The sequence below is a fragment of the Ahrensia kielensis DSM 5890 genome (assembly GCF_000374465.1).
Taxonomy (GTDB): domain Bacteria; phylum Pseudomonadota; class Alphaproteobacteria; order Rhizobiales; family Rhizobiaceae; genus Ahrensia; species Ahrensia kielensis.
The window spans coordinates 228,522-249,040 of record NZ_KB894531.1 but is presented as its reverse complement, the minus strand read 5'-3'; the positions used below and the strand labels follow the sequence as shown (position 1 = coordinate 249,040).

19 protein-coding genes are annotated in these 20,519 nt (G+C 48.1%); 13 read left to right on the top strand and 6 right to left on the bottom strand.

Annotated features, from left to right (window positions below; all coding sequences use genetic code 11):
• Positions 1–80: 80 nt before the first annotated feature.
• The 8 genes from hydA to C504_RS0112985 all read left to right on the top strand — a co-directional run bounded on the left by hydA (position 81) and on the right by C504_RS0112985 (position 8,500).
• Positions 81–1,535: a dihydropyrimidinase gene (gene hydA / locus C504_RS0113020; protein ID WP_018689795.1), complete on the top strand. Its 1,455-nt coding sequence runs from the start codon at positions 81–83 to the stop codon at positions 1,533–1,535.
• Positions 1,536–2,315 (top strand): ABC transporter ATP-binding protein, encoded by a 780-nt coding sequence (locus C504_RS0113015; RefSeq protein ID WP_018689794.1) that lies wholly within the window; start codon positions 1,536–1,538, stop codon positions 2,313–2,315.
• Complete coding sequence (locus tag C504_RS0113010) at positions 2,308–3,180, top strand: ABC transporter permease (RefSeq protein WP_018689793.1); 873 nt, start codon at positions 2,308–2,310, stop codon at positions 3,178–3,180. Before C504_RS0113015 ends, C504_RS0113010 begins: the two co-directional genes overlap by 8 nt.
• Positions 3,181–4,047: an ABC transporter permease gene (locus tag C504_RS0113005; RefSeq protein WP_018689792.1), complete on the top strand. Its 867-nt coding sequence runs from the start codon at positions 3,181–3,183 to the stop codon at positions 4,045–4,047.
• Positions 4,048–4,113: 66 nt separating this feature from the next.
• Positions 4,114–5,112, top strand: a complete 999-nt coding sequence (locus C504_RS0113000) for an ABC transporter substrate-binding protein (protein WP_018689791.1) — start codon at positions 4,114–4,116, stop codon at positions 5,110–5,112.
• A gap of 144 nt (positions 5,113–5,256) precedes the next feature.
• Entirely contained in the window at positions 5,257–6,606 is a 1,350-nt protein-coding gene (locus C504_RS0112995) for an NAD(P)-dependent oxidoreductase (protein WP_018689790.1), read from the top strand.
• 14 nt (positions 6,607–6,620) lie between these two features.
• Entirely contained in the window at positions 6,621–7,934 is a 1,314-nt protein-coding gene (gene preA / locus C504_RS0112990; protein ID WP_018689789.1) for an NAD-dependent dihydropyrimidine dehydrogenase subunit PreA, read from the top strand.
• A 122-nt stretch (positions 7,935–8,056) separates the two neighbouring features.
• Complete coding sequence (locus C504_RS0112985) at positions 8,057–8,500, top strand: metallopeptidase family protein (protein WP_018689788.1); 444 nt, start codon at positions 8,057–8,059, stop codon at positions 8,498–8,500.
• A gap of 41 nt (positions 8,501–8,541) precedes the next feature.
• Here the strand turns inward: C504_RS0112985 and C504_RS0112980 are convergent, their stop codons facing one another.
• On the bottom strand, positions 8,542–8,748 hold the full coding sequence (locus C504_RS0112980) for a DUF1737 domain-containing protein (protein WP_018689787.1): 207 nt from the start codon (positions 8,746–8,748) through the stop codon (positions 8,542–8,544).
• Between the two features lie 30 nt (positions 8,749–8,778).
• Complete coding sequence (locus C504_RS0112975) at positions 8,779–9,678, bottom strand: HpcH/HpaI aldolase/citrate lyase family protein (RefSeq protein ID WP_018689786.1); 900 nt, start codon at positions 9,676–9,678, stop codon at positions 8,779–8,781.
• 136 nt (positions 9,679–9,814) lie between these two features.
• Between C504_RS0112975 and leuD the strand changes: the two genes are divergently transcribed.
• From leuD to C504_RS0112955, 4 genes are all read left to right on the top strand, one after another.
• Entirely contained in the window at positions 9,815–10,420 is a 606-nt protein-coding gene (gene leuD / locus C504_RS0112970; RefSeq protein ID WP_018689785.1) for a 3-isopropylmalate dehydratase small subunit, read from the top strand.
• A gap of 6 nt (positions 10,421–10,426) precedes the next feature.
• Positions 10,427–10,810 carry a RidA family protein gene (locus tag C504_RS0112965; RefSeq protein ID WP_018689784.1) on the top strand — a complete coding sequence of 128 codons (384 nt, stop codon included), beginning with the start codon at positions 10,427–10,429 and terminating at the stop codon, positions 10,808–10,810.
• A gap of 70 nt (positions 10,811–10,880) precedes the next feature.
• Positions 10,881–11,984, top strand: a complete 1,104-nt coding sequence (gene leuB / locus C504_RS0112960; RefSeq protein WP_018689783.1) for a 3-isopropylmalate dehydrogenase — start codon at positions 10,881–10,883, stop codon at positions 11,982–11,984.
• Positions 11,985–12,208: 224 nt separating this feature from the next.
• Positions 12,209–13,249: an aspartate-semialdehyde dehydrogenase gene (locus C504_RS0112955; RefSeq protein WP_018689782.1), complete on the top strand. Its 1,041-nt coding sequence runs from the start codon at positions 12,209–12,211 to the stop codon at positions 13,247–13,249.
• Positions 13,250–13,301: 52 nt separating this feature from the next.
• Here C504_RS0112955 and C504_RS0112950 read toward each other — a convergent pair whose 3' ends face one another.
• On the bottom strand, positions 13,302–16,547 hold the full coding sequence (locus C504_RS0112950) for an efflux RND transporter permease subunit (RefSeq protein WP_018689781.1): 3,246 nt from the start codon (positions 16,545–16,547) through the stop codon (positions 13,302–13,304).
• A complete protein-coding gene (locus tag C504_RS0112945) occupies positions 16,547–17,698 on the bottom strand; it encodes an efflux RND transporter periplasmic adaptor subunit (RefSeq protein WP_018689780.1) in 1,152 nt (383 codons plus the stop codon). The genes C504_RS0112950 and C504_RS0112945 overlap by 1 nt, the downstream gene beginning before the upstream one ends.
• Positions 17,699–17,909: 211 nt before the next feature.
• Between C504_RS0112945 and C504_RS18390 the strand changes: the two genes are divergently transcribed.
• Positions 17,910–18,527, top strand: coding sequence for a TetR/AcrR family transcriptional regulator (locus C504_RS18390; RefSeq protein WP_018689779.1), 618 nt, complete (start codon positions 17,910–17,912; stop codon positions 18,525–18,527).
• Here the strand turns inward: C504_RS18390 and C504_RS0112935 are convergent.
• Together C504_RS0112935 and C504_RS0112930 are read right to left on the bottom strand one after the other, a co-directional pair.
• A complete protein-coding gene (locus C504_RS0112935) occupies positions 18,524–19,630 on the bottom strand; it encodes a patatin-like phospholipase family protein (RefSeq protein WP_018689778.1) in 1,107 nt (368 codons plus the stop codon). The genes C504_RS18390 and C504_RS0112935 overlap by 4 nt on opposite strands.
• A complete protein-coding gene (locus C504_RS0112930; RefSeq protein WP_018689777.1) occupies positions 19,627–20,415 on the bottom strand; it encodes a 3-hydroxybutyrate dehydrogenase in 789 nt (262 codons plus the stop codon). Before C504_RS0112930 ends, C504_RS0112935 begins: the two co-directional genes overlap by 4 nt.
• Positions 20,416–20,519 lie beyond the last annotated feature (104 nt).

Here is a 20,519-nt window from a genome sequence, read left to right as displayed (position 1 = left end):
TCCGAATGCAATTAGGCTCGCCAATTTAATACCGCGGAATTAAGATCGTTCACGATCTCTGAACAAGCTGGAGAAACATCATGACCACCATCATCAAAAACGGAACCATCGTCACCGCAGATCTGACCTATAAGGCGGATGTAAAAGTCGAAGGCGGTGTGATCACAGAAATCGGGCCAAACCTTTCCGGCGGTGATGAGTTAGATGCAACAGGTTGCTACGTCATGCCAGGCGGCATTGACCCACATGTGCACCTAGAAATGCCGTTCATGGGCACCTATTCAACCGATGATTTTGAAAGCGGTACACGCGCTGGCCTCGCAGGCGGCACAACCATGGTGATCGATTTCTGCCTGCCGTCACCGGGCCAATCGCTGCTTGAAGCCATTCAGATGTGGGACAACAAATCGACCCGCGCGAACTGTGACTATTCTTTCCACATGGCAATCACATGGTGGGGTGAACAGGTTTTCAACGAGATGGAAACTGTCGTTAAAGAAAAAGGCATCAACAGCTTCAAACATTTCCTCGCCTATAAGGGCGCGTTGATGGTCAATGATGATGAACTTTATGCATCCTTTAAGCGCTGCGCAGCGCTTGGGGCAACACCGATGGTTCATGCAGAAAACGGCGATGTGATCGCTGAACTTTCCGCTCAGCTTTTAGCACAAGGCAATAATGGCCCAGAGGCGCACGCCTATTCGCGCCCAAGCCAAGTGGAAGGCGAAGCCACCAACCGCGCCATCATGATTGCCGATATGGCAGGCGCACCGCTCTATGTGGTTCACACATCGTGCGAGGAAAGCCACGAGGCAATTCGCCGTGCCCGCCAGAACGGTAAACGCGTTTGGGGCGAGCCGCTGATCCAGCACCTAACACTGGATGAAACCGAATATTTCAACGATGATTGGGACCATGCCGCACGCCGCGTGATGAGCCCACCTTTCCGCAATAAACAGCACCAAGATTCGCTTTGGGCTGGTCTGCAAGCAGGCTCGCTCTCTGTTGTTGCCACCGACCACTGCGCGTTCACAACCGAGCAAAAACGCACAGGCGTTGGCGATTTTACCAAAATCCCGAACGGCACTGGCGGTCTTGAAGACCGTATGCCGATGCTATGGACCTATGGCGTTTCAACGGGCCGCCTGACGATGAATGAGTTCGTGGCCGTCACATCGACTAACATCGCAAAAATCATGAATATGTACCCTAAAAAGGGTGCAGTGCTTATCGGCGCGGATGCCGACCTTGTGGTCTGGGACCCAAATAAGGAAAAAACCATTTCTGCAAATGGCCAGCAATCTGCGATTGATTACAATGTGTTTGAAGGCAAGAAGGTCAAAGGCCTGCCGCGCTTTACAATGACACGCGGCATGGTCGCGATTGCCGATGGTGAAGTGAAAACGCAAGAAGGCCACGGCCAGTTCGTCAAGCGCGAGCCCAATGCGCCGGTTAATGCCGCGCTTTCCAAATGGAAAGAACTCAGCGCACCAACACCGGTCAAACGCACCGGCATTCCAGCGACAGGGGTTTAAGTGTCTAATACGGTTATCTCCACAAAAAATCTGGACCTTACGTTTCAGACCGCCGACAGTCCGGTACACGCCCTATCGGACATCAATCTTGATATTGAAAAAGGCGAATTTGTTTCGCTCATCGGCCCGTCGGGTTGCGGCAAGACCACGCTTCTGCGCGTGATTGCTGATTTGGAGCAGCCAACGGGCGGCGAAATTTCCGTCAATGGCATGACACCAGAGCAAGCGCGCTTGGCGCGTGCCTATGGTTATGTGTTTCAGGCCGCAGCGCTTTATCCATGGCGCACGATTGAGCAAAACATCGCCCTGCCACTTGAAGTGATGGGCATATCCAAAGCCGAACAAAAAAAGCGTATTGAGCAAAATCTGGCGCTGGTTGATCTGACAGGCTTTGAGAAAAAACACCCATGGCAATTATCCGGCGGGATGCAGCAGCGTGCCTCAATTGCACGTGCGTTGGCGGTAGAGCCCGATATGCTGCTGATGGACGAACCCTTTGGAGCGCTCGATGAGATTGTTCGCGATCATTTGAACGAGCAACTCAATAAGCTCTGGCATCGCACACAGAAAACAGTGGTGTTTGTGACCCACTCCATTCCCGAAGCGGTTTATCTATCGACCAAGATTGTCGTGATGAGCCCACGCCCGGGCAAAATATACGATATTATAGATTGTGATCTTGGCGATGAACGCCCGCTCGAAATACGTGAAAGTGCAAAATTCTTGAAAATCGCGCACCGTGTGCGTGAAGGTCTAAAAGCAGGCCATGCCTATGATTAAAGACCGCGCACTTCCCGTTTTAACTGTCGTCGCGCTGATTATCGCGATTTGGTATGCTGGTGCCGCTCTTTTAAATCTCCAATTTGAATATGATCAGGCTGAACGCATTGGCAAGCAAGTTTCTCTTAGCGAAGCATTGCCAAAAACAATGGCGCAAGAGCGCCCCGTGTTACCAGCGCCGCATCAAGTCGCCGTCGAAATTTGGCAGACGACCGCCGAAAAAAGCATCACCTCTAAACGCAGCCTTGTTTATCACGCCTGGATTACCTTATCCGCAACAATGCTGGGCTTTGTGTTCGGTACGGTACTCGGAATTATTTTGGCGGTCGGCATCATCCATTCGCGCGTTTTGGATAAATCCTTAATGCCTTGGATTATCACCTCGCAAACCATTCCCATTCTTGCCATCGCTCCGATGATTATCGTGGTGCTTAATTCCATCGGCATCACCGGATTGGTGCCCAAAGCGACAATCTCGACTTATCTGTCGTTTTTCCCCGTTGCCGTTGGCATGGTCAAAGGACTGGGCTCTCCCGATGCAATCAACATGGATTTGATGCGCACATTTAATGCCAGCCGCGCACAAGTGTTTTGGAAACTGCGTTGGCCAACCGCTGTGCCTTATCTTTTCACATCAATGAAAATCGCAATCGCTGCATCGCTTGTTGGCGCCATTGTTGGTGAATTGCCAACGGGGGCCGTTGCAGGACTTGGCGCAAGATTACTAGCCGGTTCTTATTATGGCCAAACGGTGCAAATCTGGTCGGCGCTGATCGTGGCGGCAATTCTAGCTGGATCGCTGGTTGCCATTGTTGGCTTGGTTGGCGCATGGCTTAACCGCCGCATGGGTATGAGGGAAGCATAAATGGAAAACCCAACGCTTCTCATAATCTGTATTATCTTTTGGCTTGCCGCATGGTTTACCAATACACGCCTTGCCAAAATGTCGCCGAAAAGCACGACGCTTGCCACGCTTATCAATCTTACAATTCCAGTTCTTTTTGGCGCAGCACTATTGGCGCTTTGGGAAGGCATTACACGCGGTTTTGGTGTACCAACCGTTTTGCTGCCACCGCCTTCTATGATCTGGGAGCGCATTACAAATTCCGGTTCGATCCTCTGGGCTGATTTCAGGCAAACCTATTTGAAAGCAGTGATTGCAGGATATGCCATGGGCTGCGGCCTAGGATTTCTGGTCGCTATTTTGGTTGATCGCTCACCGTTTTGGAAAGCAGGCATTATGCCTGTCGGCAATCTTGTATCCGCGCTGCCAATCATCGGCATCGCGCCAATCATGGTGATGTGGTTCGGCTTTGACTGGCAATCAAAAGCAGCTGTCGTCGTTGTCATGACATTCTTCCCAATGCTGGTGAACACAGTGGCGGGCTTAAATGTGGCCGGACACATGGAACGCGACCTGATGCACACCTATGCCTCATCCAAATGGCAGATGCTGTTCAAGTTGCGCTTGCCAGCCGCCATGCCGTTTATTTTTAATGCGCTTAAAATCAATTCAACATTGGCGCTCATCGGTGCGATTGTCGCTGAATTTTTCGGCACACCCGTCGTCGGCATGGGCTTTAGAATTTCAGCAGAAATTGGCCGATTGAATGTTGATATGGTTTGGGCCACAATTTTTGTAGCAGCACTCGCAGGATCCATTTCTTATGGACTTATCGCGCTGCTAGAACGCTCCATTACATTTTGGCATCCCTCTAATCGGGGACGCTAAGAACACGGGAAAGACTAAGAGAGCCTAAGCTCCGTTTAACGATCAAGTGCAACCGAGGAGACGAAAATGAAGAAAATTATCGCATTAACAGCAGGCGCTGCATTCGCGCTTTCTGCGACAACGGCATTGGCCGCCGACAAGCTGACACTTCAGCTAAAATGGGTCACACAGGCACAATTTGGCGGTTACTATGTCGCCAAAGATAAGGGCTTTTACGAAGAAGCTGATCTTGATGTTGAAATTAAACCAGGCGGTCCAGACATTGCACCACCACAGGTGATCGCAGGCGGCGGTGCTGACGTTGTTGTTGAATGGATGCCAGCAGCCCTTGCTGCACGTGAAAAAGGCGTAGCACTGGTCAACATCGCTCAGCCGTTCAAACGCTCTGGCATGATGCTGACATGCCGCAAAGATACAGGCATTGCATCGCCTGAAGACTTCAAAGGCAAAACCCTTGGCGTATGGTTTTCAGGCAATGAGTTTCCATTCCTGTCATGGATGAGCAAACTTGGCATGTCGACAGAAGGCGGCGATGATGGCGTAACTGTTCTAAAGCAAGGCTTTAACGTTGATCCACTTATCCAAAAACAGGCCGATTGCGTTTCAACAATGACGTATAACGAATATTGGCAGGTCATCGACGCTGGCTTTACGCCGGACGATTTGGTGGTGTTCAACTACACAGACCAAGGCGTTGCGACACTAGAAGACGGTCTTTACACATTGGAAGACAATCTTGCCGATCCTGAAATGGTCGACAAACTCGCACGCTTCGTTGCAGCCTCTATGAAGGGCTGGGAATATGCACGCGAAAATCCTGAAGAAGCAGCAGACATCGTTTTGGAAAATGATGCATCTGGTGCGCAAACAGAAAAACACCAGCGCCGCATGATGGAAGAAGTCAATAAATTGACTGAAGGCACAGACGGATCTTTAGATGTTGCAGCTGCTGAAACGACCGTCGAGTCATTGTTGACTGGCGGCGATGCACCCGTAATCACCAAAAAACCAGAAGGTGCATGGTCTGATGTCGTTACTAAAAAAGCGATGTCTATGTCTAAATAACATATAAAATATAACAACTTAGATAGGCCGCAGCGATGCGGCCTTTTTTTATGTTCCAAGTTTTCAAGAAAAAATTTGACCTTTTGATAAAATTTTGTACGCTTCACATATCGCGCAAACTTGAATCCAAGTCGGAGCATGCATATGGCCTCTTCAAACGCCTCAACAGACATTCAGTCCGGACGGTTATCGCCGGATCAATATTCGAAAAATTTCGAGGACATACACGCACCTCTGACAAAACACGAAGCTGTTGTTGAAGCAGACCGCTGTTATTTTTGTTATGACGCGCCATGCATGACAGCATGTCCGACAAGCATCGACATTCCGCTTTTTATTCGCGAAATCGCAACTGGCAATCCAAACGGTTCCGCCAAGACAATTTTTGAGCAGAACATCATGGGCGGTATGTGCGCACGTGTTTGCCCAACAGAAACATTGTGCGAAGAAGTCTGCGTGCGCGAAACGGCAGAAGGCAAACCTGTCAAAATCGGCTTGCTACAGCGTTACGCAACAGATCACTACATGGCCGATATTGGCTCTCAGCCGTTTGAGCGCGCTGCAAGCACTGGCAAAAAAATCGCTATCATTGGCGCGGGACCAGCGGGCCTATCCTGCGCGCACCGCTCAGCGATGCATGGCCATGATGTTACCATTTTCGAAGCACGGCAAAAAGCTGGCGGCCTCAATGAATTCGGTATTGCCGCTTACAAATCAACCGATGATTTTGCATCAAACGAAGTTGATTTCATCACATCCATCGGCGGCATTGATATCAAATATGGCGCAGCCCTTGGCAAAGACGTCATGCTCGACGATTTAGTCGGTACATTTGATGCAGTCTTTATCGGCGCTGGCCTGCCTCATGTAAATGATTTGTCGCTTGCAGGCGATGATGCAGAAAACTGCATTGATGCGGTCAAATATATTGCAGAATTGCGCCAGACCGACGATCTGTCAAAACTGCCCGTTGGCCGCAATGTTGTCGTCATCGGCGGCGGCATGACCGCGATTGATATCGCAACGCAGATCAAACTTCTGGGCGCAGAAAATGTAACCATTTGCTATCGCCGCGGAGCTGATGCGATGGGCGCGAGTGCTTATGAGCAAGAAGTTGCGCAAACCAACGGCGTTACAATCCGCCATTGGTTGCAACCAAAAGCCCTTCACATGAATGGCAATATGGTAAGCGCCATCGAACTAGAATATACGTCTGGCGCAAATGGTTCATTGAGCGGCACAGGCGAAACAGTCACCCTCAATGCGGATCAGGTGTTCAAAGCCATTGGCCAATCGCCTGATGATACGCCGTTTACCAAAACCGGCATTGAGCTCGTCAAAGGCCGCATCGGCGTTGATGAAAACAGAAAAACCAGCCACGCAAAAATCTGGGCAGGCGGCGACTGTGTCGCTGGCGGTGAAGATTTGACCGTTGCATCTGTTGAAGACGGCAAAGTTGCCGCTGAAAACATTCACAAAACATTGATGGGTTAAGGGAGATTACGTCTATGGCAGACCTGACAAGCAATTTTGTTGGCATTAAATCACCGAACCCGTTTTGGTTAGCTTCGGCACCGCCAACCGATAAAAAATATAATGTTGAGCGTGCTTTCGAAGCAGGCTGGGGCGGTGTTGTTTGGAAGACGCTTGGCGAAGCTGGACCGCCCGTTGTCAATGTGAACGGACCGCGCTACGGCGCGATTTGGGGCGCTGATCGACGCCTCGCAGGCCTCAATAATATCGAGCTTATCACCGACCGTGATCTGGAAATAAACCTTCGCGAGATGAAGGAAGTAAAACAGAACTGGCCTGATCGCGCACTCGTTGCATCGCTTATGGTGCCATGTGAGGAAGAGCCTTGGAAACGTATTCTCGACCGCGTGCTTGAAACGGGCTGTGACGGCGTTGAGCTGAACTTTGGCTGTCCGCACGGCATGAGCGAACGCGGCATGGGCGCAGCGGTTGGTCAGGTGCCCGAATATATTCAGATGGTTGTTGAATGGTGCAAACAACATTCAAACCTTCCAGTGATTACCAAGCTGACCCCGAACATTACCGATGTACGCCATCCGGCACGCGCTGCTAAAAATGGTGGTACAGACGCCGTATCACTCATCAACACGATCAACTCTATTGTCTCTATTGACCTAGATTTGATGGCACCAACGCCAACCATCGATGGCAAAGGTACGCATGGTGGTTATTGCGGCCCAGCGGTCAAACCAATTGCGCTTAACATGGTGGGCGAGATCGCCCGTGATCCACTAACCGCTGGTCTGCCAATTTCAGGCATTGGCGGCATTACAACCTGGCGCGATGCGGCCGAATATATCGCGCTTGGTTGCGGCAATGTGCAGGTTTGTACAGCGGCAATGACTTACGGCTTCAAGATCGTTGAAGAAATGATCGAAGGTCTGTCTAATTATATGGATGAAAAGGGCTATAAAACCATTGAGGACTTCCGCGGCATGGCCGTGCCGAATGTCACAGATTGGCAATATTTGAACCTCAATTATATAACAAAAGCCAAAATCGATCAGGATCTATGTATCTCATGCGGTCGTTGCCATATCGCGTGTGAAGACACATCACACCAAGCAATTACGAACATGGTGGATGGTGCGCGTAAGTTTGAAGTGATCGACGAAGAATGCGTTGGTTGTAATCTTTGTGTGAATGTCTGCCCAATTGATAATTGTATCACGATGGAAGAAATGACGACGGGCAGCGACCCGCGCACACAAAAACCAATCGATCGTGATTATGCAAACTGGACAACACATCCAAATAACCCAATGGCGGCGATAGAGCCTGCTGAGTAAGCAAAACGCCAAAGATTTAAAGCCGCCGCTGCACCGCAATGGCGGCTTTTTATTGATTGCTTGATCGCTATCGCCAAGAGATGCTTGCCGCGCTAAAGTAAAGCGTTAAAAGTCGGATTATTATGGCAATCAAAGACACAACAAAAGACTGGGCGGACCGTTTCGCACCAGACATAGCGGCGCTAGAAGGTATTGCATATCTTGCTTACGCAGCGCTGCCGCAAGAATTTCGCACGCTAACCGCGAATGTACCGATACACATCACCGATTTTCCAAGCGAAGATATTACAGACGATCTTGGTCTGGAATCACCGTTTGATATTTTAGGATTGTTTGAAGGGGACGGTGTAAGCGGCAAGTGGACACCGGGCCAAAAGGGCTCCGGCAACAAAATCACGCTCTATCGCCGCGCGATTTTAGATTATTGGTGCGAAAATGATGAAACGCTGCACGACATCATCACACATATTCTTATCAACGAACTTGGCATTCATTTTGGCTTAAATGAGTTCCAGATTGCCGATATAGAAAATTCCCTCGACGAACGAGCAAGCGACATAGAGTAGCGGCCAAATCGGCCGCCACAAATGATAGAACTAAGAGAAGATCAAAGAGCGCCTAATTTTAGATCAGAACTATATTCTTGATCTGGCACATCTTTAGTCACCGCCTGTGCGCAGCGCATAACGCCTTTTGTGGCATCAAAGCCATAAGACGGGCTACCATAAAGCGTCCAGCCCTTTGAAAGAGCCTCTGTAATTCTGTGGCAAAATTCAGAAGTGTCGTCATTGGTAATCAGGCGGTAAGCAATCATTTTATTATCCTGTTGTAAAAATCTTCGCGATTAATGGCCAAGCGAAGCCCGCGCAATCGCAGCTTTCGCCAAAAGCGCTTCTGCCTGTACCAAATGCAGCCGCTCTACCATTTTTCCATTCAAAGATATGACACCTTTAGTTTGGTTTTCTGGCAAACGAAATGCACTCACAATTGCATCAGCTTCTATCAGTTCGGATTCGTTGGGCATGAATGCAAGGTTAGTGGCCTGAATTTGTGATGGATGGATGAGCGATTTGCCATCAAACCCCATCTCAACAGCAGAAAAACATTCGCTATTGAAACCATCCGTATCGCGATAATCATTATAAACGCTGTCGATGACATCAATTGTGCCTGCCCGTGCAGCAAGCAAAATTTGCATCAACCAAGAATGTGCATGCTGGCGCGCATGTTCTGCATTGATCTGCGTTTCTGTAATTAGATCGTTCAGACCAACAATAAAACAGCTCAAACGTCCGCCAGAAGCATCAGACACATCAGCTATATCGCCAATGTTCAATATGCCTTTGGCTGTTTCTATCATCGCAAATATTTGCAAATCTTCAGGCGTGTCCATCTCATCAAGTGCATCGCTAAGCTCAAGTATGTCCCGCGACATATTCACTTTCGGCAAGACAATTGCATCAGGCTGGCATGCACGCGCGCACATGAGATCCTCGGTACCAAACTCTGTCGATAGCGCATTAATGCGAATCGCGCGTTCAGCACGCGCATGCGGGTGATCCGCAAAGTGTTTTCGCAAATTCTCTCGTGCCTGCGCTTTGGCCTCAGGCGCAACAGCATCCTCAAGATCATAAATCAGACAATCGGCATCCAAATTATGGGATTTGGCCAGTGCCCGTTCATTGTCCGCTGGCACATAAAGCACTGAACGGCGCAGTTTAACGGGTCTTGATGTATTTCGCATAGAAAGCTCCTTAGCTCTACAAATAGCTTTTTTCTCAATCATTCAAGGTTTTGGTCGATTGAGCCGTCAGAAGGCTTCATTTCCGTGAATGAGTTTGATAAACCGCTTTCAACTCTTACAAACTGGAAAGAACGTCATGGATAAGTTCAATAAGCTCTCAGGCGTTGCCGCACCTTTGCCGATCATCAATATCGATACAGATATGATCATCCCGAAGGATTACCTCAAAACAATCAAGCGCACAGGTCTTGGCGAAGGTCTCTTTGCAGAAATGCGTTTCAATGAAGATGGTTCTCCTAAACAGGATTTTGTTCTAAACAAACCTGCTTACAAGGATGTTAAAATTTTGATCGCTGGCGAAAATTTTGGCTGCGGCTCATCGCGTGAACACGCCCCTTGGGCACTTGTCGATTATGGTATTCGCTGTGTCATCTCGACTAGCTTTGCTGATATTTTCTATAATAACTGCTTCAAGAACGGCATTTTGCCGATTGTTGTCAGCCCTGAAAATCTTGAAAAGCTCATGGATGATGCATCGCGTGGTTCAAACGCTGTTGTTTCTATTGATTTGGAAGCACAGGAAATTAAAGGACCAGACGGCGGCACTATCGGCTTTGATATCGACCCACATCGCAAACACTGCATGCTCAATGGCTTGGATGATATTGGCCTAACACTCGAAAAAGCATCTTCAATCGATGCCTATGAGAGCAAAGCCGCAACAAACCGTCCTTGGGCGTAACACATTATGACCCGCAAACTCATTTCATCAGGCTCACCTTTTGAAGAGATTGCGGGTTATTCACGCGCGTTGGTTCAAGGCGATTGGTGCTTTGTTTCAGGCACAACGGGCTATGATTATCAAACGATGGTGATGCCCGACAGTGTGGAAGAGCAAACCCATAATGCACTGACTACAATCGAAAAGGCGCTTGAACAGGCAGGCTTCACATTAAGCGATGTCGTTCGAATGCAATATACGGTCACCGACGCTGCCTATGCAGATATTGCGTTTCCCGTTCTTGGCCGCTGGTTCAAAACAATTCGCCCTGCCGCAACCATGGTCGTTGCTGGCCTTATTAAGCCTGAAATGAAAATTGAAATCGAAGCAACAGCGCTTCGCAGCGAGTAAAAACAATTGAACTCAGTTTCTATACTTTGTAACAATATGTAAACATAACCTCTAAAGACGGATGTACTTGATGACTGAACGCTCTATATTCCTTTTGCCTGGCGATGGTATTGGCCCTGAAATTATGTCTGAGGTCAAAGCGCTGATCTCACACATGAATGAAAAAGATGGCGCAAACTTTAAAACCGACGAAGGTTTAGTTGGTGGCTCGGCATATGATGCTCATGGTCAAGCTATTTCCGATGGCGACATGGAAAAGGCGCTTGCTGCTGATGCCGTTCTATTTGGTGCCGTAGGCGGACCAAAATGGGATGATGTTCCTTATGACGTGCGTCCCGAAGCAGGCTTATTGCGTCTTCGCAAAGACATGGCCCTATTTGCAAATTTGCGTCCTGCTATTTGTTATCCAGCATTGTCGAACTCTTCATCCCTTCGCCCAGAAGTCGTCGAAGGTCTTGATATCCTGATCGTTCGCGAGCTGACTGGCGGCGTATATTTTGGTGAACCAAAAACAATCACCGATCTTGGCAATGGCCAAAAACGCGCCATCGACACACAAGTTTACGAAACATATGAAATTGAACGTATTGCGGGCGTTGCCTTTGAAATGGCACGTGCGCGCGGCAATAAAGTTTGTTCAATGGAAAAACGCAACGTCATGAAATCTGGCGTGCTTTGGAATGATGTTGTGACAGCAACACACAAAGCCAAATATGATGATGTGGAATTGTCGCATATGCTTGCTGATGCAGGCGGCATGCAATTGGTGCGCTGGCCAAAACAGTTTGATGTTATTGTGACCGACAATCTGTTCGGCGATATGCTGTCTGATGTTGCAGCGATGCTAACGGGTTCCCTTGGCATGTTGCCATCTGCATCACTTGGTGCCCCAGATGAAAAAACTGGCGCACGCAAAGCACTCTATGAGCCCGTTCATGGTTCAGCGCCCGATATCGCAGGCAAAGGCATTGCCAACCCGATTGCTATGTTTGCGTCCTTTGCGATGTGCTTGCGCTACTCGTTCAATATGATTGCAGAATCTGAGCGCTTGGAAAAAGCAATTGCAACCGTTCTTGATAGCGGTGTTCGCACCGGCGATATCATGAGCGATGGCTGTACGCAGATCACAACCACACAGATGGGTGAAGCCATCCGCAAAGCTTACAGCGCTTAATAAACCGCTATAATTACAACAAACTGACGCGGTATGCCGCGTCAGTACCATTTGAAAAGCGCAAACAATTGACATTTGCGCCGCAGTGCATCAAAAGATCGCCATCATGCTTAAAACGATCCCTACGAAAACGAAGACCGTTTAACTCGCTCCGCCCCACACTCTCCCCGTGGGCGGGAAGAGTGGCGCTTTGACCGCAACCGGGGAGAGACAGGAAAAGAGCAATGAGTTTCAAAATCGCTATCGTTGGCGCAACTGGAAATGTTGGTCGCGAAATGATAGAAATCCTTCACGAACGCGGATTTCCAGCATCAACTATTGTGCCTTTGGCATCGCGCCGTTCATTAGGCCAAGAAGTCTCCTACGGCGACAAAACGCTAAAGGTTCAGGCGTTGGAAAATTATGATTTTTCCGACACAGACATCTGCCTTATGTCTGCTGGTGGTTCAGTTTCAAAAGAATGGTCACCAAAAATCGGCAAAAAGGGTTGTGTTGTCATCGATAACTCTTCCGCTTTCCGTTATGATTCAGATGTGCCTTTGATCGTTCCAGAAGTGAATGCCGATGCAATTGTTGGTTTCACAAAAAAGAACATCATTGCCAACCCAAACTGTTCGACAGCACAGCTCGTTGTCGCGCTTAAGCCACTTCATGATTTTGCTATAATCAAACGTATTGTCGTGTCTACATACCAGTCCGTTTCCGGCGCTGGCAAAGATGCGATGGACGAATTGTTCGCGCAAACACGTTCGGTTTACGTTGGCGACACATTCGACGAGAGCAAAAAATTCACCAAGCGTATCGCGTTTAACGTGATCCCGCATATTGATGAGTTTATGGAAGATGGCTCCACAAAAGAAGAGTGGAAGGTTTCTGCCGAAACAAAGAAAATGCTCGATCCGAAAATCAAAGTGACATGTACAGCTGTACGCGTACCGGTTTTCATCAGCCACGCAGAAGCTGTGAACATCGAGTTTGAAAACGAGATCACAGCGGATCAAGCACGGGAAATCTTGCGCGAGGCACCAGGTTGTCTTGTTGTCGATAATCCTGCTGAAAACAGTTATGTCACACCGATTGAAGCTGCCGGTGAAGACGCAACATTCATTAGCCGCATCCGCGAAGATTCAACATTGGATAACGGTTTGAATATGTGGGTTGTCTCTGACAATTTGCGTAAAGGCGCTGCACTCAACACTGTTCAGATTGCAGAGGTTTTGGTTAATCGCAAACTGATAACACCAAAGGCGCAAGCTGCAGCCTGATAGTATTATCAGATCAAATAAAAAGGCCGGTGTTTAGCACCGGCCTTTTTTATTACTCTGCCGCTTTAGGGTAGGGCGTAACCGTTGATGGCATTTCTTCAAGATCGCCTTCATCAGCTTTAGGCTGGTTAGGATCGACCTGTGCAATCGGTTCGTCGTTCATAGCATCTGATAGTTCCGAGCGCTTCATTTTACCGCGCAAACGGCGCCAGAAATTACCCATAAGACTGCCCGATTCAATTGACGCATTGTCACGCGTAAACAGCATCAAGGATGCTGGCGTGACAACCAATGTGAGGATCGTTGAAAATGCCAAGCCGAATACAATCGCACTCGACAATGAAATCCACCATTGTGTTGAAGGTGCACCATATGTCACTTCTTGGCTAAGGAGCGCCAAATTCGCACCAAAGGCAATCGGCAGAACACCCAAAATCGCCGTCACAGCTGTCAGCATCACCGGACGAACACGCTCGCGGCACGTCTCCAACACGGCTTCCGTTTTATCCATACCTTGGTTACGAAGGTAGGCATATGTGTCGATCAAAACGATATTGTTGTTCACCACAACACCTGCAAGCGCAATCGTGCCGACCGCCGTCATTATGATCGAGAATGGCATACCCATGATAAGCAAGCCCAGAAGCACACCAACCGTGGACATAACCACCGCAGATAAAACCAAGGCGACATATGTAAAGCGGTTAAACTGAGCCAGAAGCAGTGCAAAAATCAAGAAAATCGCAACACCGAAAGCCTTACCAAGAAAGGCAGATGCTTCCGCACTTTCCTGATCTGAGCCAACCATTTCCCACTCAATATTGGCAGGAAAATCAAGTGTCTTCAAATGTTCAGCAACTTTCGCCTGAAACACCGCATCCTGCGCACCTTCTGCAAGGTTAGCCGATATTGTGATTGTGCGCGAACCATCAATGCGGCTCAAAGTACCGAGCGAGCGAGCAGGCTCACGTTTCACAAAATTAGAGATCGGCACCGCACCAGATGGTGTTTGAATACGCAGCTGATCAAGCATCGAAAGCGTCCGGCGATCTTCTGGCAAACGCAGACGAATATCAACTGCATCATCAGCGCCAGCAGGCCGGTAATCAGAAAGCACAAGTCCGGTTGTCACCAACTGAACGACAGTACCAATTGAATTAGGACCAACGCCAAATTTAGCCGCTTCCGTGCGATCCACTTTAAGTTCCCAATCGACGCTTAAAGGTGGCAAGCCGGTTGAGAGGTCACGCACTTCAGGAATAGTGTTGAGATATTCGCCAATTTTCTTGGCCATCACATCCATACCAACTGGATCATCGGCTGAAAGCTGGACCTGAATTGCCTTACCTTGAGGCGGACCAGCATTTGGGACAGAAATTTCAATCTCAACGCCAGCAAAACCAGAAAGCGAACTACGCAAATCTGCCAAAATATCTGATGCAGGCTTGCGTTCACGCCAATCTACAAACTCATATTGAATCGTACCGATTGTGTCTTCGCCGCCACCGCCGCCGCCAAGTGAAGCACCGCCGCCTGCACTGCCAACACGCGTGTAGACAGTATCAATACCTGGCCAGTTTAAAAGACGCTGTTCAGCAACCCGAACAGCATGATCTTTTTCTTCAAGCGAAAGATTACCCTGCGACTTAACATAAAGAAGTCCATATTCAGGCTCGACGCTCGGGAAGAACTCCACGCCATTATTGTTTTGTGTAAAGCTGGTGACAATGCCAACCATCAATGCACAAACAAGCAAAAGAACGGCGATAGGATAGCGCACGGTCTTTTTGATGACCGCCATATAAAGACCATCTGGTTTTTTAGGCTCAACACGCGCCTTACCAAAAATCGAACCAAGTGTTGGCGCAAACAACAATGCATAGATCGTTGAGGCAGAGAGCGTTGCGATCAATGTGATCGGCATATAGCTCATGAACTCGCCAACAATGCCAGGCCAGAACAGCAATGGCGAGAAAGCGGCAATACGGGTCAGTGTAGAAATAACCACTGGGCCGAACATACGGCGCGCACCTTCAGCAAAGGCTGGTCCTGCCGGCATGCCTTCAGCCATACGCCGCTCGGCATACTCAGTCACAATAATGGCATCATCAACCAACATGCCCACAGCCAAAATAAGGCTGAACAAAACAACGATATTAACGGTAAGTCCTGCCAAAGACAGGAACATAATACCCATCAGGAACGAGGTTGGAATAGCCAGACCAATGAGCAATGACGACCGGAAACCCAGATAGAAAAGAATAACAATGAAAACCAGTATGACCGCAGTCAGCACCGAGTTTTGCAAGTCTTCGAGCATTGTGCGGATATCAGTTGATTTGTCCTGACTGAATGACACATCAATACCGGTCGGCAATTCCGCTTTAAATGCTTCTGATGCAACCTTAACCAAATCGACGGTTTGAATAAGGTTGGAACCGGCACGTTTAGAAACTTCGATTGCGATCGCTGGTTTGCCATTAAGGCGCGCAACCGTTTGTGCATCTTCGAAGGTTGAGCGAATCGTCGCAAGATCACGTGCGCGCACAACTGCATTGCCGTTAACAGCAATAGGCAGGTTCGCAATATCTTCAACGGTTTCGAGCAGCGCAGGAACCTTGACCGCATATTTGCCCTGATCGCCTTCCAATGTTCCTGCAGCAACCAATTGGTTATTGCCGCGAACACCGGCAATCAGATTGTCCAGCTGAAGATTATATGAACTCAGCTTAACCGGATCCATGATGACTTCGACAAGCTCATCGCGTGATCCCTGCAATTTGGCTTCCAGAACACCTTGCACTTCTTCAATGCGTTCCTGCAGCGCCTTTGCGCTACGTGTCAAAACACGTTCAGGCACATCGCCCGATAATGTCACAACAAGAACGGGGAATTCCGAAATGTTAACTTCTGACACCGTTGGCTCGTCTGTGCCCGAAGGAAAATCGCGTTTGGCCTGATCGGTTTTCGTGCGTACATCATCAAGCGCAGTCGACAGATCTGCACTTGGATCGAACTCAACAACAACATTGCCGCCGCCCTGATAAGCAGACGCGGACATCTTATCGATGCCCTTAATGTTCTTAAGTTGTGTTTCTAATGGCCGAACCAACAAACGTTCCGCATCTTCTGGCGAAACACCCTGCAGGCTAAGGCCTACATAAATGACCGGAATTTGAACGTCAGGTTCGGCTTCTTTTGGAATGCTAATATAAGAAAGTGCACCAGCGACCAAAAAGAACAAAAGCGCCATAATTGTGAGGCGCGCATTTTTAACTGCAATATCGAGAAAACCCATTACTGACCCTCAATCTGGCTGCGTGTCTCTTCAATTAACTTATCGATTTGTTCTTGATCTGCTTCAACGGCCTGAACTTTTTGGCCTTCCGATACAAGATTTTGTCCTTGAACAATGATACGCGCATCTTCCGGTATGCCGCCAAGGATTAACCCGCCGGTCGAGTCATCGACAATATCAATCGGATAAAACAAAACGACATCGTTCTCATCAACGGCTCTGACACCGAGCTCACCATCAACATTAAGCGTAACAACAGAGCGTGGAACTGGTTTTGCAGAAACAGGTTCGCCCTTTAAAATAACTTCCGATGTCATACCAACTGGAATGTTCATGTCAGCATTTGGCGCTTCAACTTCTACCGTATAGGTACGTGTTGTTGCCTGTGCGACACGGCTGATATAACGAATTTTACCGGAAACAACTTCTCCTGTGACCAACCGCAGCGAGGCTTCATTGCCAACCTTAACAATTGGTAGGTCGCTTTCATTAACTTCGCCAATGCCGATAATTGGGTCCAAAGCAACAAGCGTAGCAACAGGCGTTCCAGCTTGAACAGATGTGCCAGCCTCTACTTTCAAATTATCAACCACACCGGCAAACGGTGCTTTAACCTCGAGAAGGCTCATTTCAACTTTGGCTTTTTCAAGCCCGCTCTCTGCTGAGCGCAGTGCCGACATTGCTTGATCGAGCTGAACTTTAGGAAGCGTTCCACGTTCAACAAGTTTACGCTTAGCCTCTGCATCAATCTGAGCTTGTTCAAGACTTTGCTGCGCGCTTGCCAATGCTTCTACACGGCCCTCAGAGGCCAATTTCAAAATGACTTGGTCTTTTACAACAACATCGCCCTGCGAAACTTTCAGCTCATCAATGGCAGCCGACGTGCGGGCTGAAATTTCAGAACTCTTATCTGCTTGGGTAATGCCAGAAATGCGAACTGAACGAGCATGCTGAATTGATGGCACTTTTGCCACGCCAACCGCTTGCAATGCTCGATCTTCAGTTTTGGCTTGTTCTTCTTGTCTCTCGACAACAGTATTTGGCTTGCCATCTTCAGTAGAAGCACTACCAACGAAAGAAAAGTCGCCCGTTAACACCCACGCGGCTGCCAACAGCAAAACAACCATTGCTGCAAATTGATGAAGTTTCATCGTTTTATCCGTAACTTTCCACGTAAGGTATTATTTATGTTCCTAAACCCTAGTTTTTTTTAATTATCAATGGCTGGCCAATCATTTGAGTTAACCAATATTTTAAGCGTACAAGATAACTCAACGTAAGGTACTGATTTCATAACCTTAATCCAAATGTCAGGAACATCACGTTTGACAAAATACCAAAGAATGTCATAGTGTCAACATCATGCTAGATTTCTGCGACAATAAGCGCGGCCTGATTCTACAATCAGCGCTGACCGTTTTCCTTACTTACGGGTTTAAGAAAACCTCGATGGACGATATTGCGCGTGAAGCAAAAATATCGCGCCCTGCATTGTATCAAATTTTCAAAAACAAATCCGACATCTTTAGGGCGATAAGCCATCAACTGATGGAGAACTCTGCTCTTTCAGCCAAAGACGCTTTTAATAAGCACGACACATTGCGTGACCAATTATTCGCCTGCATTGATAATGCGATTCTCAAAATGCACCGCTATGTCGATGAAACCCCGCATGGCGTTGAACTAACCGGCATCAATCAGGAGCTTGCTCAAGACATCGAAGTTAAGTGGAAAGCAGATATGCTGGTCATTATCACCGAGGGCATTGAGCGTGCTATCAAACAAGGCAATGCAGACTTAAGCAGGTTTACCAATCCGCAAATTAATGCACACTCTATAGCGCAGATTATAATGCATAGTATTGAAGGTATGCGGCACACTTATCTATGCGGTGATCCAATCGATCAATATGTCGAAACACTCATGGATTTTATAGCGCAGGCCATAAGTACCGACAATCAGGCACAAAACCAAAACTAATCCAGTTTTGGTTTTTTCTTGGCAAGCTCTTCACCCAAATGACGCCCGATAGTTTTCTTATCCTTCGGAAATATTCGCTGCTCTATTTCTTCAGATAGATCCAACGTTGCCTCAATGCCTATTGCATCGAAATGCTCTTCAAGAAAATCTTGCCCTGCCGCAAAACCCAAATCATGCAAATTTTGTAAAAACCGCCATTCAGCATTCATTTTTGTTGCTGCGGATAAATCAGCCAACGCCTCATCCGCACCGACACGGTGCATACGGATGTTTGAATAAGTCGTGCCATCAAGGCGGCCTTCTTTTTTCAAGCGGCGCACAAATTCAATCGCCCTGAACTCGCGCAACAGACCTGCATTGAAGGTAATTTCATTCATCCGGTCTTGAATTTCCATTGCGGATTTAGGCGTTTCGCGCCGTTCAACAGGGTTGATCTGGATGAGCAATGTATCTTCGGTGTCTGTTGCATAGAAAAATGGGTACAAAGCTGGATTACCGCCAAATCCGCCATCCCAATAAGGCACACCGTCAATTTCAACGGCTTTATACATTGTTGGCAAACATGCCGAGGCCATAACGGCATCGACTGTTAAATTCTCGCCAGAAAAAACCTGCGCCTTACCAGTCCAAACATTGGTCGCGCTCACAAAGGTTTTAAAACTATCGCATCTTGCAACATCATCAAAGTTGACGACCTTTGCAACAACATCTCGCAATGGATTGATATTGAGCGGATTAGTATCATAGGGCGAGAACACACGGCTAAACAAATCTGCAGCCAAATAAGAAGGCGAATATTGAAAACTGTAATTACCTAAAAGAACATCCATCGGGTTACGTTGAATTGGTGAAAAGCGCCCTTTTGCACCAACGGCCTTCCAAAATTCTCGCAGTTTTTTGCGCGCGCCTTCACGTCCGCCCTGCGCCATGCCGGCCGCCATAGCAACCGCATTCATCGCGCCAGCGCTGGTGCCAGAAACGCCGTCAAATTCCAGCCGCCCATCTTCGAGCAAAGCATCAAGCACACCCCAGGTAAACGCGCCGTGAGACCCGCCGCCCTGAAGTGCAAGATTAATTTTCTTTGTTGGAACGCTCTTATTCAAAGCGCCGTCCAGCCACCATCAATAGAAATGGTCGTGCCCGTGATTTGCGAAGCGCTGTCAGAACAAAGGAAAACCGCCGTACCGCCAAGCTGCTCAACAGTTGCAAATTCCCGTGTTGGTTGGCGTGTGAGCATAACTTTATCAAGCACCTCTTCACGGCTCATTTTATGCGTCTTCATCTGGTCAGCAATCTGACCTTCCACGAGCGGTGTGAGAACATAGCCCGGACAAATCGCGTTACAGGTCGCGTTCATTTTTGCTTCAGCCATTTCCAGCGCTGTCGTCTTTGAAAAACCGACAATGCCGTGTTTCGCAGCAATATAAGCAGATTTATACGGCGACGCCGTCAAACCATGGGCCGATGCAATATTGATAATCCGGCCCCAGCCAGATTTTTTCATCATCGGCAATGCAACCGCAGTGGTGTGAAAAGCAGATGAAAGATTGATCGCGATAATCGCATCCCATTTATCGGCAGGAAAATCCTCAATCGGGGCAACGTGCTGAATACCCGCATTATTGACCAGAATATCGACAGTGCCAAAAGCCTCGGCAGCTTTTTCTACCAATGAACGTGCCTGATTACCTTTTGAAAGATCAGCAGAGATATAAATTGTCTTATTACCAGCTGCCTTTGAAATTGATTCAGCAAGCGCATGGTCATCCTTATTATCCGTATAAGAATTGAGCACCACATTGTGCCCTTCCATTGCCAGCGACCGTGCTATTCCAAGGCCTATGCCGGAATTGGACCCTGTGACTATTGCTGTTTTAACATCGGCCATCATAGTTTCCTTTTTAATAAACACTGCGTTATTGCACCGCAACATAAGCTTAATTATGTCACATGTCAGGTGACAATTCTGTGTTCAATGGTAAGACAGACAAA